Consider the following 14,253-nt stretch of genomic DNA (forward strand, 5'->3'; position numbering starts at 1 on the left):
CATCGAATGGTCTTCGCAATCATATTGACTCTGCTCTCAGCCTTTTACTTGCATCTTCAAAACAATGTATTCACTGGATAAGATGCCTGCCTGTTCATCCGCCTGTTCTGCTGAGTTTACTTTGGATGAAAGTCTAAAATGGGAATAAAAAAAGCCGCATCCCCGGCAATACCGGAAATGCGGCTTGAACTGTATTACTCTAACACTGCTGCTCTAACCTAACGTTTACTTGGATCGTACGCTTGTCCCAGCGCTTTAGGAGCAGACGAACGTCCTACAGTACTTACAAGCACGATAATTGTCAGCACATAAGGAATCATATAGATAAATTCCTGAGGAATGTTCTTGGACCATTCGAACAATTGTACGTAGTTGCGGATCGCTTGGGAGAAGCCGAAGAATACGGCCGCACCAAAGGCACCCAGCGGGTTCCACTTTCCAAAGATCATCGCTGCAATAGCGATGAAGCCTTGACCTGAAATCGTATTATGGGCAAAGGTTCCCGTTGTAGTCAATGTAATTGTTGCACCGCCAATACCAGCGAGCATACCACTCATCATTACGCCAATATACCGCATTCTGTTTACATTGACACCCAGCGTGTCCGCAGCACTCGGATGCTCACCCACAGCTCGCAAACGAAGACCAAACGGCGTCTTGAAGAGCACCAGATATACAATGATCACCAGGACAATGGCTAGATAAGTCGTCGGATAGGAATTGAAGATCCCTTCTCCGATAATTGGAATTTTGGACAGACCTGGAATAGCAAACTTGCTGAAGCCATCCAGCAATGGAGTCTCTCCTGAGCCTTCAAACAACAGCTTTACCATGTAAAGCGTACTGCCTGCTGCCAAGAAGTTGATCACCGTACCACTGATAGTCTGATCTGCTTTGAACGTAATGGAGGCAACAGCATGAATTAAGGAGCCGATAATCCCCACTGCCATTGCAGACAGCACCCCTACCCAAGGTGCTAATTCACCCATGCCAGCTTCTTGGGCATAATATCCCCCTACAGCAGCGGCAAACGCACCAAACATCATCAAACCTTCAAGCCCAATGTTAACTACACCGGAGCGTTCCGAGAAGATGCCGCCGAGGGAGGCGAAAATGAGCGCTGTGGAAAATACAAGCGTCGTATTGAGCAATTGGCCTAATAGCGTCAGCACATCCATCTATAACACCTTCTCTTTCTTGCGCTTGAAGTAAAATGGTTTGAGTACCCAGCGCACAATACCTTGTGCAGCAATGAAGAAAATAATCGAACCGATAACGATACGGATCAGCTCAGGCGGCACGTCCGCACCAAAACTCATACCCGCAGCACCGTAGGTTAGCGTACCATATAATATTGCTGCCAAAATGACACCAAACGGATGGGTCAAACCAAGCAGTGCTACCGCGATACCATCGAAGCCATAGCCCGGCGAACCTGCAAAGACGGATTGATAATGGAATACACCAAGGACTTCACCTGCTCCGGCTAAACCCGCGAATACCCCACTAATAAACATCGCTTTAATGACATTCCGGCCGACATTCATCCCGGCATACTCTGCAGCATTTGGATTGAGACCCACCGCACGCATTTCGTATCCTTGTTTTGTTTTCCACAGATAAACATAGAAGAAGACGGCCGCTGCTAACGCAATGGCTGTTCCCCAGTGGAGACGGGCATTGTCGAAGAAAGAATTAAGGAAGGTCATAGAGAGCGAAGCGGGAATATCTTCCGAACGGTTCTGACCCGGAATTAGCAAGAAGGTTCTAACAATATAATTCGCAAAGAACAATGCGATCCAGTTCAACATAATGGTGGTAATAACTTCGTTAATCCCACGCTTGGCCTTAAGGTAACCGGCAATCCCGGCCCATATACCGCCGCAAAGTCCGGCAGCAATCACCGCCAGTGGAACAAGCAGGAAGGATGGCAGAGCAGCCAGCTTAATGCCGACTACCGATGCAGCTGTCATCCCAATCAGAACTTGTCCATCCGCACCAATATTGAACATCCCTGAACGGAATGCAAAGGCTACTGCAAGTCCGGTCAGCATAAGCGGCGTCATCTCACGGATGGCTTCCCCGATGTCATATGTGCTGCCGAATACGCGTTTAAACAGCGCAGAGTATGCTGCAATCGGATCATATCCGCCAGCTAGCATGACAATAGCGCCAACTAGAAATCCAAGAACAATCGCGACAAGAGGAATAATGTAGCTGTCTGTCGCAAAGATTTTTCTAAGCTTATTCAACCGTCTTCCCTCCCCGCTTCAAGCTGCCCGCCATCATCAGACCCAGTTCCTGGTCGTTTGTATCCTGCGGGTACACTTCGCCGACAATCTGTCCTTCATAAATAACGGCGATTCTGTCGGAAACGTTCATAATTTCGTCCAGCTCAAAGGAAATGAGTAGAACGGCTTTGCCTTGATCACGCTGAGCAATAAGCTGCTTTTGCACAAATTCAATCGCACCCACATCAAGACCACGGGTTGGCTGAGCCGCGATGAGTAATGTCGGATTTTTATCTATTTCCCGCGCAATAATCGCTTTTTGCTGATTACCCCCGGACAAAGAACGAGCCTTAGTCTCCAAAGACGGCGTCCGCACGTCGAATTGCTGGATAAGCTCTCCTGCATGCTTGTTAATAATGTCATAATTCAAAAATCCATTTTGGTTATATGGCTTCTGATAGTAGGTCTCCAGCACCATATTCTCACTCATTGAGAAATCAAGGACAAGGCCGTGTTTATGGCGGTCTTCTGGTATGTGGGAGATATTCTTCTCGGTTACTTTACGCGGGGAGAGGTTCGCGATCTCCTGGCCTTCCATAGTAATGGAACCGGAATCAATCTTTCGCAGACCGGTAATCGCCTGAATCAACTCACTCTGTCCATTGCCATCGACACCGGCAATCCCCAGAATCTCCCCTGCTTTAACTTCAAAGGTAAGTCCATTCAATACAGGCACGCCATCTTTATTCTTGCTGTTGACATCATTCAGCTTCAGCACGGCTGTACCAATTTCCGGAGGCTTCTTGTCCACTTTAAAGGTTACCCCGCGTCCGACCATTTTCTCGGCCAGTTCATTGGGATTAGTCTCAGAAGTCTTGACGGTATCAATAACTTTTCCGCGACGAATGATGGTAACCCGATCGGAGATCTGCATGATTTCCTTCAGCTTGTGAGTAATCAGAATAATGGATTTACCCTCAGCAACGAGTCGTTTCATGATAGCCATTAATTCTGTAATCTCCTGCGGCGTAAGCACAGCAGTTGGCTCGTCAAATATGAGAATATCCGCTCCACGGTACAGGGTCTTCATGATTTCAACCCGTTGCTGCATGCCTACAGAAATATCATGGATTTTGGCATTTGGATTGACTTGAAGTCCATACTGCTCAGACAGTTTCCGAACCTGCTCCGCAGCGGATTTATAGTCGATTTTAAGACCTTTTTTCGGTTCCATGCCAAGAACAATGTTCTCGGTAACCGTAAAAGGATCTACTAGCTTGAAATGCTGGTGAACCATACCGATACCGAGCTCAATGGCTTTATTCGGACTATCGATCATCACCGGTTTCCCGTCAATCTCAATACTGCCTTCATCTGGTTGATACAGCCCAAATACGATGTTCATCAAAGTGGACTTTCCTGCCCCGTTCTCACCGAGCAATGCGTGGATCTCCCCTTTTTCAAGCGTCAGGCTGATGGAATCGTTGGCGACAATACCAGGAAAACGTTTTGTGATTTGCTTCAACTCTACGACTGGAGCCGCAGCACTCATGGAATCACCCTCATCACAGAATATAATACAGCGGAGTAAGAAACTCTCTTAGAAATCGTTTTACCGCCCTATCGAGGACGGCATCACTGGTTACCTATTTACAAATTAGCGCTTTAACCAAAGAACAAGGCCAGCTGTATAACCGGCCTTGCTCCCTTGTACTATTGTGTAATACACGAAAAAGTGAGGCAATATTACTCGGCAGGAACTGTGATCTTGCCGTCGATGATTTGTTGCTTGTACTCATCTACTTTAGCCAGAATTTCCGGAGTTACGTTAGCCTTCGAAGTTTCAGGAAGACCTACGCCATTGTCTTTCAAACCAAGAACAGTATGTGTGCCGCCTTTAAAGGTACCGTCAACAACTTGTAGGGACACTTTCTTAACAGCTTCGTCTACGCGTTTGATCATAGAAGTCAGGGTTACATCATCGCCAAATTCCAGAGATTGGTCTTTGTCTACACCGATAACCCATACTTTGGAACCGCCTGATTTGTTACGGGATTTAGCTTCGTTGAACACACCAGTTCCTGTTGCGCCTGCAGCAGGGAAGATAATGTCCGCGCCGGAATCATACAAAGTAGCTGCCAGGGACTTACCAGTATCAGGCTTGTCAAAAGCACCTGCATATGTGATTTTCACATCAGCGCTAGGATTTACTTCAAGAACGCCAGCTTTGAAACCAGCTGCAAAACGTTTGATAACCGGGCTTTCCATACCGCCAACAAAAGCTACTTTGTTAGATTTAGTTGTCAGACCTGCAACAACACCCACCAAGAAAGAACCTTCGTTCTCAGCAAAAGTAACGGATTCAACGTTAGGAGCATCTACAACGCTGTCGATGATTGCCAGGTTTGCGTTAGGGTTTTCATCAGCTACTACTTTAATAGCATCGCCAAGGTCAAAACCGATACCCCATGTCAGGTTGTATCCACCCTTAACGAATTGATTCAGGTTTGGCTGGTAGTCTGCATTGGATTTACTTTGAAGGTATTTAACTTCTACACCTTGTTCCTTCTGAAGGGCTTGCAGCGATTCCCATGCGGATTGGTTAAAGGATTTGTCGTTAACTCCACCTACGTCAGTAACCATACCGACTTTAACATCGGATTTAGGAGCGGCTTCTCCACCGTTTGCACCTGTGTTAGTGTTGGTGTTTTTGTCTTTACCACAGCCTGCCAAGACTACTGTGAACGCAAGCAGCATAACGAGAGACAGCTTGAAAACCTTTTTCATTGATAGTGATCCCCCTTAGAAAATTGGTCGTCCTCTGTGTTTCTGGTTGGACATCCATTAGCTCAAATTATACCTGCAAAAAATGCTAAAATCCAGTCTATTAATGACCGAAGGTCAATAATAATTTGTCTTTTCGACTCAAGAAAGCGCTATCCTTGTCATATTATGTAACAAAAGCATACAAAACACGTTAGATAGGTCGAAAACTCTGCAGCAGCTTTCGCTTTCTTCGTTTTAATATTATTGCACAGAATCGCAATTTCTATTATCATGAGTGCTTACAAAGCCGGAAAGGAAGTTTCAGAAAATGAATGAAAACAAAGAAACCCCAGCGGCGGCTCCCGCCTTTAAATACTGCCGGGAATCCCGTGTATTCAAAACCGGACGAGTCTTCCCAAATGATGTAAATAATCACAAAACATTATTCGGCGGCAAGCTCATGAGCGGCATAGATGAAGTTGCTTCTATTTCAGCTATGCGGCATTGCCGGATCAACGTCGTCACTGCTTCCACCGATTCCGTGGATTTCCTGCGCCCGATCGAACCGAGCGATTCCGTATGCTTCGAATCCTTCGTCTCCTGGACCGGACGTACCAGTATCGAAGTATTCGTTAAAATTATCGCCGAGAACCTCTACACCGGAGAACGTGCTGTTGCAGCGACGTCGTTCCTGACGTTTGTAGCCATCGGCGAGGACGGTCAGCCAGCCCCAGTACCAGCAGTCATTCCTGAGACCGATGAAGAGAAGCTGATCAGCGAGTCGGCCGAAGAACGTGCCGAACTGCGGAAAGTCAGACGGGGCATTAGCAAAAAGCTTGCTCTCCAGCTTAACACAACCAAATACTGGGAGTAGTTCCTTCACGCCATAAAAAAACAAAAACAAGTTTGCGGGCAAGTCTCAGCCTTAACCGAAATCTCGGAAGAGCTCTCTTATCCCACAAAAAAGCACCGCCTGCGGGTTCCCCGTATAGCGGTGCTTTTCGGTTATATTACAACACTTACGCGTTGATTTTCTCTTTAGCTACAACTGCAAGTGAGTTGAATGCGTTAAGATCATTAACAGCCAGGTCAGCCAGCATCTTACGGTTTACTTCTACGCCAGCCAATTTCAGGCCGTGTACAAGTTTGCTGTAAGACAAGCCGTTCAAGCGAGCTGCAGCATTGATACGAACGATCCACAGTCTGCGGAAGTTACGTTTAGTTTGACGACGGTCGCGGTATGCGTAAACCATCGATTTCATTACTTGTTCTTTAGCTGTTTTGAAAATGCGGTGTTTAGAACCGAAATAACCTTTTGCCAACTTCAATACTTTTTTATGTTTACGACGAACGACGAATCCGCCTTTAACTCTTGCCATATTAATAAACCTCCCAAAAATGTGTAGTAAACTATTACAAATTACCCAATTGTTGTTTCAAACGTCTTACATCCCCAGGGGCCATAACAGGGTTCGTACCCAATACGCGCTTCGCACGTTTGGATTTGTGGGAAAGCAAGTGATTTCTGTGTGCTTTGTAACGTGTTACTTTACCAGTTCCGGTAATTTTGAAGCGGCCTTTAAGGCTGCTATGTGTTTTCATTTTAGGCATTGTGTTTCCTCCTTGAATATTATGTGGCGCCACTTTGCATTGCAAAATGGTTCCGGGGTTATTGAGGCTTAGGAGCCAAAATCATGATCATGCTGCGACCTTCCAGCTTAGGCTGGCGTTCCACAACAGAGATCTCAGCAACTTCATTCTTGACGCGCTCCAGGATCTTCTGGCCGATATTGGCATGTGTAATCTCACGTCCGCGGAAACGTACGGAGCACTTCACCTTATCGCCTTCGCCCAGGAATTTAACCACATTGCGGAACTTGGTTTGATAATCATGTTCCTCAATGTTGGCACGGAACCAGACTTCCTTGATATCAACGATCTTCTGGTTCTTACGCGCTTCCTTCTCTTTCTTCTGCGTCTCATAACGGAACTTGCCGTAATCCATGATGCGGCATACCGGCGGTTTCGCCTGCGGCGCTACATTGACTAAATCCAGATTAAGATCGATCGCCATTTGCAGTGCCTCGCGGATCGGTTTGATTCCGATTTGCTCACCTTCCGCACCTACCAACCGAACCTCTTTGGCCCGAATTTCATCATTGATCATATGTTCCTTACTGATAACTCTCCACCTCCGGATCTTGTTAACAATAAACTTCAGCACAACTTCATAAAAAAGGGATGCCGGTTAACTCCCGACACCCCTGTTTGATCAACGTTCATGAACATTAACATTCATAAAGCATTGAGATCAAAACCAGCTAGCGTAATGCCAGTCAGGTGAGAAGCCGGTGCTTCTGCTTGCAATCTCTATGTTTTGCATACTTGAATACTATACACTGTTGCCCGTATGAATGTCAATAGATTTTCGATATTTTACGAAAAAACATTATCCAGCTGTTACCCTTGCTTGCTCTGCACTTCCTCCAGCCTTACGACACGCGTATGCTTGGTGTGGCTCCATTGCTTGTTGTTCTGCGTGAAGAACGCATAGAACGTAATCGGATACCACGAGATCAGGTAGATCGGGAACAGAATTAAATACGCATATACCTTCTTGAACTTAACCTTCTCTAAGATCATCGCCAAGAAGAACGTAAGCAGATTCCCGCCTACAGCCACAAAGCCCAGCCATAATGGAAGATGTCCATAAATATTAGCGATGTTCGGTCCGTCAAAAAAGGCATTGTCGATCCACATCACAGCAGTCATCAGGAAAGTAAGCAGCACAATATATACATTTGCCCCATACAAGGCGAGGTCAAACTTCGTCAAGCTGCGCTCCTTGATACTCTGCCATAGCAGCGGGAAGAAATAACGACGGGCCACGGTGAAGTGTCCCTGCATCCAGCGCAGGCGTTGTCTTGAGGAAGCCTTGAAGGTCAAAGGTTTCTCGTCGAAGACTTTAGCGTCATAGTTGAACTTCGGATATACACCCTTCGAAGCGCTACGCATCGTGAACTCCAGATCCTCGACCAGACTCGTTGCTCCCCAACCCATCTCCTTCAGCAGTTTGGTCTCAAAGCACATGCCGGTACCGCCAAGGAAATTCGCCATGCCAAGGTTATGGCGGGAGAGCTGCCATAGACGGTTGATGTACCAGTAGGATACCCCGTAAGCGGCCGTAATCCATGAATCTTCCGGGTTCTTCGTATCAATGTAGCCTTGGATTACTCGTGCCCCGGAGCAGAGGTCATTGTTCATTTCCATCAAGAACTCCGTGTGTGCCAAGTTATCGGCATCGAACATCACAACGGCGTCATACTGACGCTGCATGCCCCACAGTTCCTTCAGCATCCATTCAATCGCATAGCCCTTACCTCTCAGATTGGCGTTGGTACGGACACAGGCATTCATGCCATGCTCACGTACTATCCGGGCCGTCCCGTCCGTACAATTGTCGCAAATAACGAATACATCGTACAGCTCCGGCGGATAATTAAGCTGTTTCAGGTTTTCCATCAGTGCGCCGACGACTTCTTCCTCGTTGTGCGCCGCAACGAGTACCGCAAACGATTTTTCCGGCTTAAACTGCTCTTTTCTTTTTTTCTTGTGCAGTCCGAACAGCGAGAACGCAAACTGGTAAATCGCAATCGCCGCCAAGATCACTTGGAGCGAAACAAACAGTGCGTCTGTCATGATCTTTTTAATGCCCCCTTTTTACACTCTTGGTGTTCTTTTTCTCTCTAGCTTGTAAAACGTTCTTTCTGACCCTTTTGTTGCATCCCTTACAAAATAGACTACAAGCATTCACTTATTGTTGGCAGGGTTCCGGTTTTTTATATGTTCCGCGCTTAAGGGCTGGTCGGATTTCCTGATGCAGAAACCCTTTTTTCTCTGTTACCTTTTAAACACGTTCGGCCCGCTTGAATCATTGTAAGGCGTAAGGGTATCCCAAGTCAAAACTGGCAATTTTCGCGCAAAGCTGAGCTTTTTCTTGAATGGGCTCCCTTAAGAAAGTATGATTAAGACGGCTTCACTTTTTAAGAACGGAGTGCCGCATCAATGCTAAACCGATAGCCGGACTAGCGGAGGGACAACGATATGAGACATTTATTCATGAAACTGCATCTCTGGGAGCGGCGTCTTTTTCAATGGATTAACGGCCGGATGCATAACCGGTTTTTGAACTTCTGGCTTTACCATCTCACGCATTTGGGCGGAGCAACGATCGCAATCGGCACTAATCTGCTGATTTGGGCCTTCTCTCCCCAGCCATGGAGAACAACGGCGTTTCAGGCGCTGGTTTCGCTAGCTGTTAGCCATGTGCCTGTAGCTATCGCCAAGAAGCTGTATCCGCGCAGACGCCCCTATCTGGCGCTTCCGGGTACTCGGACATTTCGCAACCCGCTTAAGGATCATTCTTTTCCATCAGGTCATACTACTGCTATCTTTGCTTGGCTCGTTCCTTATATGGCAGCCTTTCCGCCGCTCGCCTTTGTGTTGCTCCCATTAGGATGCATTGTCGGATTCTCACGGATGTACCTGGGCCTGCATTATCCGTCCGATGTGCTTGCAGGTGCTGTGATTGGTACCGGAGTTGCCGCCGGCACGATTGCCTTTTGGCCCTGAGCAAGATAGGCTGGACTATTAGAATCCCTTTTGAGAACAGGTGAATTATACATTGCGCAAAAAAAGAGTGCTGTTACTGTCGGAAGGCTTTGGCGCAGGTCATACGCAGGCAGCCTACGCGCTGTCAAGCAGCCTGCGCAAGCTGTCGCCCAATGTTCAAACGAAGGTGCTTGAATTGGGGAATTTTCTAAATCCTAAAATGGCGCCTATTATTGTATCTGCTTATCGAAAGACGGTGACCACTCAGCCGCGGCTGATGGGGTATGTCTACCGTCATCAGAAATCATTTAACCGCCTTACCACGCTTGCCCTGCATCGCATTTTTTATACCCATACCAAAAATATTATCAAGCAGTTGCAGCCGGACATTATCGTGTGCACCCACTTTATTCCCAGTGCAGTGATCTCGCGTATGAAGCGGCTGGACCCGGATTTTAAAGTTCCGCTCTGCACTGTCATCACTGATTACGATGCGCATGCCAGTTGGATCAGTCCGCATGTGGACCGTTATTTTGTCTCTACGCCGGAAGTCAGATCCAAGCTGCTTCGCCGCGGAGTTGCCTCTGCCAGTATACAGGTTACGGGGATGCCGGTGCACCCCAATTTCTGGGAGCATCCTGGCAGACAGGAGATTCTGGAGCGGTTTGGTCTTCGTGATAAGCCAACGGTAATGGTCATGGGAGGCGGCTGGGGGATGATGAATGACGAGACTGTCAATCATTTCCTGGCAGGGTACCGGGAGCAAATCCAAATTGTATTTTGTCTCGGCCAGAATGAAAAGCTTCTGGAGGAAATGCGCGGAAACCCGGTATACAACCACCCTAATATCCACCTCATCGGCTTCACCCGTGAGGTCGACAAGCTGATGGAGGTATCTGATCTGCTCGTCACCAAGCCAGGCGGTATGACCTGTAGCGAAGGTCTGGCTAAAGGCATTCCGATGCTCTTCCATCATCCCCTGCCCGGGCAGGAGGAAGAAAACTGTCGATATTTCACGGCGGCTGGATTCGGCGAGCCCATTGAATCCCTCGATGTTGTCGTCAAATGGATGGAACGCCTGCTGAACAACTACGAGGACCTGCAGAACAAGCGGAGTCACCATTTGGAACGAATCGCCCGCTATCATCCCTTGCAGAGTGCCCAGAGCATTCTCGATATGTTAGAGTAAAAGCTAACAGCGGCCCCAGGGCCGCAAATAAAAGCCGGCAAGTCCCCGTGAACACGGAGGCTTGCCGGCTTTTATTCTAATGCGATTAAAGTCTGTATTTGTCCAGCCGAGTAGCCTGATAACGTTCAAGCGCTTCTGAACCCACAATGGCTTCGCAGCGGTGAATGTTGACACCCCGTCCGTAGAACTTCGTCTCATATTCAGTCATCACATGTTCTTCATTGATAACGCCGTCCGTATGCAGATCAAGCGAAATGTTCTTCATTTGCAACCCGAAATCCGCAAAGGCATTGAGCGAGAACTCGAACAGGCTTCTGGAATCCGTCTTCAAATGAATCTCACCCAAAGGACTCAGCAGGCCGCGATATTTGTCGAGAAAACGCGGATGCGTTAAACGACGACGGGCGTGCTTGCTCTTCGGCCAAGGATCGCTGAAGTTCAGATAGATGCGTTCCAGCTCTCCTGGAGCAAATACTTCTTCCGCATAGTTGATATTGGCAAGCGCCAGCTTCAGGTTAGGCGGGGTCTCATGACCTTGCGGCTCCCATACGGCTCTCGCTTTTTCTCCGGCGCGGCGGATCAATTCATCGTACATGTCCACACCGATAAAGTTAATATCAGGGTATTTGGAGCTCATTTGGCTGATAAACTGCCCTTTGCCCATTCCGAATTCGACATGAATCGGATGGTCATTCCCGAACAAGGCAGACCACTGCCCTTTATGGCTACGGGGGTCGAGAACAACCAGATCAGTCTGGCCCTCGAGACTTTCGCGTATTCCTTTTCTTCCACGTAAACGCATGCGTATTCCTCCGCTTATCGATTGCTATAACTGTCACTTGCAATATTGTGCCGAACTTGTCCCCAAAAGTAAAGGTATAACGGCAAAAAAAGAATCCTCTACACCAGCCCAAGGAAGGCTGCTGCGAGAATCCCTTACTGATTTGTATTGAAATCGGGTCATGCCGCACTACACTACCAGTGGTGTGCTCAGCTTACCTTGTTCCGGAATTGAAATCGAGTGTCTTCTCGAAAGCGTTGCGAATCTTGCGCTGCGCTTCTGTCTTAATCTTGTGGTTACCGTTAAATTCTACACCTGTCAGTGCAAGCGCCTCATCAGGGGTTAACGTAACGTCAATCGAACCTTTGCCATCGGCATATGCCGCTTGAGAATTCATCGATATCACCTCACGGTTATTAGTATGGACCGGACGACACGAAAGTATGAATTCAAGAAAGGAAAATCCATTGATATTGCTGACTTTTTACATTTCAAATATAACATAAGGTGTAAGTATTAACAAGCCAATTTTTCTGCTTTCAGGCCTAAATTTTAGCGGTATTTGAAGTGCATATTGTTACGTTGGACGATGATTTTTGGTACAATGGTTTGGACTCATGGCGCATGATAAAATTACTTGCGTCTTCTTTATAAGCCGATATACTAACCGTATAGCAGAGAATGAACCGAATTTCAAAGGAGCAACCCATGTTCAACCTATTAGAGCCCTCCTCTGTCCCTCTGTGGGGAGATAAACGTTTTCATACCTGGAACTACGAAATGCGCGAGCAGATGAATACAAAAGTGTTCAAAGTCATGCTCGACGCCGGTTTCACTTGCCCGAACCGGGACGGATCCATTGCCAAGGGCGGCTGCACCTTCTGCAGCGCACGGGGCTCTGGCGATTTTGCCGGCAGCCGTCGTGACGATCTCATTACCCAGTTCAACAAGGTACGTGACCGGCAGCATCTCAAATGGCCGAATGCCAAGTACATCGGCTATTTCCAGGCATACACTAATACTTACGCCCCTGTAGAAGAACTCAGAGAATATTTTGAAGTTATTCTTCAGCAGCCAGGGGTTATCGGGCTGTCTATCGCTACCCGGCCGGACTGCCTGCCAGATGATGTGGTCGAGTATCTGGCAGAGCTGAACAAGCGTACCTACCTTTGGGTGGAAATGGGTCTTCAGACGATCCACGACTCCACTTCAGAGCTGATTAACCGCGCCCATGATACAGCCTGTTATCTGGAAGCTGTCGAAAAGCTGCGCAAGCACGATATTCGAATCTGTACACACATCATTCACGGACTTCCACAGGAAACCCATGAAATGATGCTGGAGACGGTCTCAGCCGTAGCCAAAATGGATGTACAGGGCATCAAGATCCACCTGCTTCACCTCATGCGCAAGACGCCGATGGTGAAGCAGTATGAAGCCGGCTTGCTTCGCTTTATGGAGCAGGACGAATATATCAAATTGATTGTCGATTCCCTGGAAATTCTGCCCCCGGAGATGATTGTGCACCGTCTAACCGGTGATGCGCCGCGCGATCTGCTCATTGGGCCGATGTGGAGCCTCAAGAAATGGGAGGTCCTTAACGGCATCGATAAAGAGCTGATTGCCCGGAACTCCTGGCAGGGCAAGTACTGGAGGCAGCGCTGATGGGCTTCTATTCTGTTCTCAGCTTCGCCCAGAAGCTGACCGCCGAGCGGCTAACCTCCGGCGGCCGCGCCATCGATGCCACGGTCGGAACAGGGGCAGATACCCTGTTCCTGGCCAAGCTCTGCGGGCCGCGAGGCGAAGTCCGCGGCTTCGACATCCAGGCGGAGGCGCTCGCGCTGGCTGAAGAGCGCCTCCGCGCGGCGGGCGAGGCGTTACCGGGGACACTGTCCCCGGTAACGCTGCTGCAGCGCAGCCACGCCGCTATGCTTGAAGCGGTTCCGGGAGATTGGCCCGGAACCGTGTCGGCGGTGATGTTCAATCTCGGCTATCTCCCTGCGGGAGATGCCGATAAGACCATCATCACCCAGCCCGACAGCTCCCTTGCGGCTCTGGAAGCCGCGCTGGAGCTGCTGCGCCCCGGCGGGATCATCACAGCCGTGCTCTATCCCGGGCATGACGGCGGCGATCTGGAAGCCGCCGCCGTGGAGTCTTGGGCCGCCGCCGTCCCGCCTGTCGTCGCCCAAAGCATTGTATACCGCCAGATTCAGCGGGCGTCAGCCCCTTACTGCCTGGCGCTGGAAAAGAAGAAAAGGAGCTGAACACCGCATGGCCGTACACAAAATTGAGCATGTTGGGATCAAGGTCTCATCTCTCGAGCCCTCGATTGATTTCTATCGCGACGTCATTGGCCTGACGCTGGCCGAAACCGTCGGTGAGCCGGGAGACCGTCTGCGACTGGCCTTTCTCTCTTTTCCGGGACAAGCCTCTGTCGAAGTGGAGTTGATTGAGTCCCTATGGGAGGGCCTGCCTGATGAAGGCCGGGTCAGTCACATCGCCTTTACGGTCTCCGATATCGAGGCAGAGTACCAGCGAATAGAAAGTCTTGGCCTTGAGGGCCTGACCGCTATCCGCCAATTGGAAGGCGGCAGCCGGTTTTTCTTTTTTGACGGACCGGATCATGAAAAAATTGAGTTTTTTGCATCCACCCGCAAGGTCTAACAGCAGCTAAA

16 protein-coding genes are annotated in these 14,253 nt (G+C 48.6%); 6 read left to right on the forward strand and 10 right to left on the reverse strand.

What is annotated here, in order from left to right:
- Positions 1-218: 218 nt before the first annotated feature.
- The 4 genes from ACFVU8_RS16020 to ACFVU8_RS16035 form a co-directional block, all read right to left on the reverse strand.
- Entirely contained in the window at positions 219-1,178 is a 960-nt protein-coding gene (locus tag ACFVU8_RS16020; protein ID WP_175370009.1) for an ABC transporter permease, read from the reverse strand.
- Positions 1,179-2,252, reverse strand: a complete 1,074-nt coding sequence (locus ACFVU8_RS16025) for an ABC transporter permease (protein WP_379465372.1) — start codon at positions 2,250-2,252, stop codon at positions 1,179-1,181.
- Positions 2,245-3,783 carry an ABC transporter ATP-binding protein gene (locus ACFVU8_RS16030; RefSeq protein ID WP_175370007.1) on the reverse strand — a complete coding sequence of 513 codons (1,539 nt, stop codon included), beginning with the start codon at positions 3,781-3,783 and terminating at the stop codon, positions 2,245-2,247. The genes ACFVU8_RS16025 and ACFVU8_RS16030 overlap by 8 nt, the downstream gene beginning before the upstream one ends.
- A 194-nt stretch (positions 3,784-3,977) precedes the next feature.
- Positions 3,978-5,018: a BMP family lipoprotein gene (locus ACFVU8_RS16035; RefSeq protein ID WP_379465374.1), complete on the reverse strand. Its 1,041-nt coding sequence runs from the start codon at positions 5,016-5,018 to the stop codon at positions 3,978-3,980.
- A gap of 307 nt (positions 5,019-5,325) precedes the next feature.
- On the opposite strand from ACFVU8_RS16035, the gene ACFVU8_RS16040 reads away from it, so the two are divergent.
- Positions 5,326-5,871 carry an acyl-CoA thioesterase gene (locus ACFVU8_RS16040; protein ID WP_379465376.1) on the forward strand — a complete coding sequence of 182 codons (546 nt, stop codon included), beginning with the start codon at positions 5,326-5,328 and terminating at the stop codon, positions 5,869-5,871.
- 145 nt (positions 5,872-6,016) lie between these two features.
- Here ACFVU8_RS16040 and rplT read toward each other — a convergent pair whose 3' ends face one another.
- The 4 genes from rplT to ACFVU8_RS16060 form a co-directional block, all read right to left on the reverse strand.
- Positions 6,017-6,376: a 50S ribosomal protein L20 gene (gene rplT, locus ACFVU8_RS16045; RefSeq protein ID WP_066373240.1), complete on the reverse strand. Its 360-nt coding sequence runs from the start codon at positions 6,374-6,376 to the stop codon at positions 6,017-6,019.
- A 34-nt stretch (positions 6,377-6,410) separates the two neighbouring features.
- A complete protein-coding gene (gene rpmI, locus ACFVU8_RS16050; RefSeq protein WP_066373235.1) occupies positions 6,411-6,608 on the reverse strand; it encodes a 50S ribosomal protein L35 in 198 nt (65 codons plus the stop codon).
- A 58-nt stretch (positions 6,609-6,666) separates the two neighbouring features.
- Entirely contained in the window at positions 6,667-7,164 is a 498-nt protein-coding gene (infC, locus tag ACFVU8_RS16055; RefSeq protein ID WP_175370004.1) for a translation initiation factor IF-3, read from the reverse strand.
- A gap of 293 nt (positions 7,165-7,457) precedes the next feature.
- Positions 7,458-8,696, reverse strand: a complete 1,239-nt coding sequence (locus ACFVU8_RS16060) for a glycosyltransferase family 2 protein (protein ID WP_379465379.1) — start codon at positions 8,694-8,696, stop codon at positions 7,458-7,460.
- A gap of 405 nt (positions 8,697-9,101) precedes the next feature.
- Here ACFVU8_RS16060 and ACFVU8_RS16065 point away from each other — a divergent pair, with 405 nt between their 5' ends.
- Together ACFVU8_RS16065 and ACFVU8_RS16070 are read left to right on the forward strand one after the other, a co-directional pair.
- Entirely contained in the window at positions 9,102-9,629 is a 528-nt protein-coding gene (locus ACFVU8_RS16065) for a phosphatase PAP2 family protein (RefSeq protein ID WP_387428379.1), read from the forward strand.
- 52 nt (positions 9,630-9,681) lie between these two features.
- Positions 9,682-10,797, forward strand: coding sequence for an MGDG synthase family glycosyltransferase (locus ACFVU8_RS16070; protein WP_387428380.1), 1,116 nt, complete (start codon positions 9,682-9,684; stop codon positions 10,795-10,797).
- A gap of 85 nt (positions 10,798-10,882) precedes the next feature.
- Here ACFVU8_RS16070 and trmB read toward each other — a convergent pair whose 3' ends face one another.
- Positions 10,883-11,599: a tRNA (guanosine(46)-N7)-methyltransferase TrmB gene (gene trmB / locus ACFVU8_RS16075; protein ID WP_379465385.1), complete on the reverse strand. Its 717-nt coding sequence runs from the start codon at positions 11,597-11,599 to the stop codon at positions 10,883-10,885.
- A gap of 193 nt (positions 11,600-11,792) precedes the next feature.
- Positions 11,793-11,975 (reverse strand): hypothetical protein, encoded by a 183-nt coding sequence (locus ACFVU8_RS16080; protein WP_175369999.1) that lies wholly within the window; start codon positions 11,973-11,975, stop codon positions 11,793-11,795.
- Positions 11,976-12,286: 311 nt separating this feature from the next.
- On the opposite strand from ACFVU8_RS16080, the gene mnmL reads away from it, so the two are divergent.
- From mnmL to ACFVU8_RS16095, 3 genes are read left to right on the forward strand one after another with little or no spacing between them, the layout of a single operon-like run.
- Complete coding sequence (gene mnmL / locus ACFVU8_RS16085; RefSeq protein WP_379465387.1) at positions 12,287-13,243, forward strand: tRNA modification radical SAM protein MnmL/YtqA; 957 nt, start codon at positions 12,287-12,289, stop codon at positions 13,241-13,243.
- Complete coding sequence (gene mnmM, locus ACFVU8_RS16090) at positions 13,243-13,842, forward strand: tRNA 5-(aminomethyl)-2-thiouridylate-methyltransferase MnmM (protein ID WP_387428382.1); 600 nt, start codon at positions 13,243-13,245, stop codon at positions 13,840-13,842. The genes mnmL and mnmM overlap by 1 nt, the downstream gene beginning before the upstream one ends.
- A gap of 7 nt (positions 13,843-13,849) precedes the next feature.
- Positions 13,850-14,242 carry a VOC family protein gene (locus ACFVU8_RS16095; protein WP_379465391.1) on the forward strand — a complete coding sequence of 131 codons (393 nt, stop codon included), beginning with the start codon at positions 13,850-13,852 and terminating at the stop codon, positions 14,240-14,242.
- The last annotated feature ends 11 nt before the right edge of the window (positions 14,243-14,253 follow it).

The organism is Paenibacillus sp. NPDC058177 (assembly GCF_042883835.1).
Lineage (GTDB): Bacteria > Bacillota > Bacilli > Paenibacillales > Paenibacillaceae > Paenibacillus_AQ > Paenibacillus_AQ agri.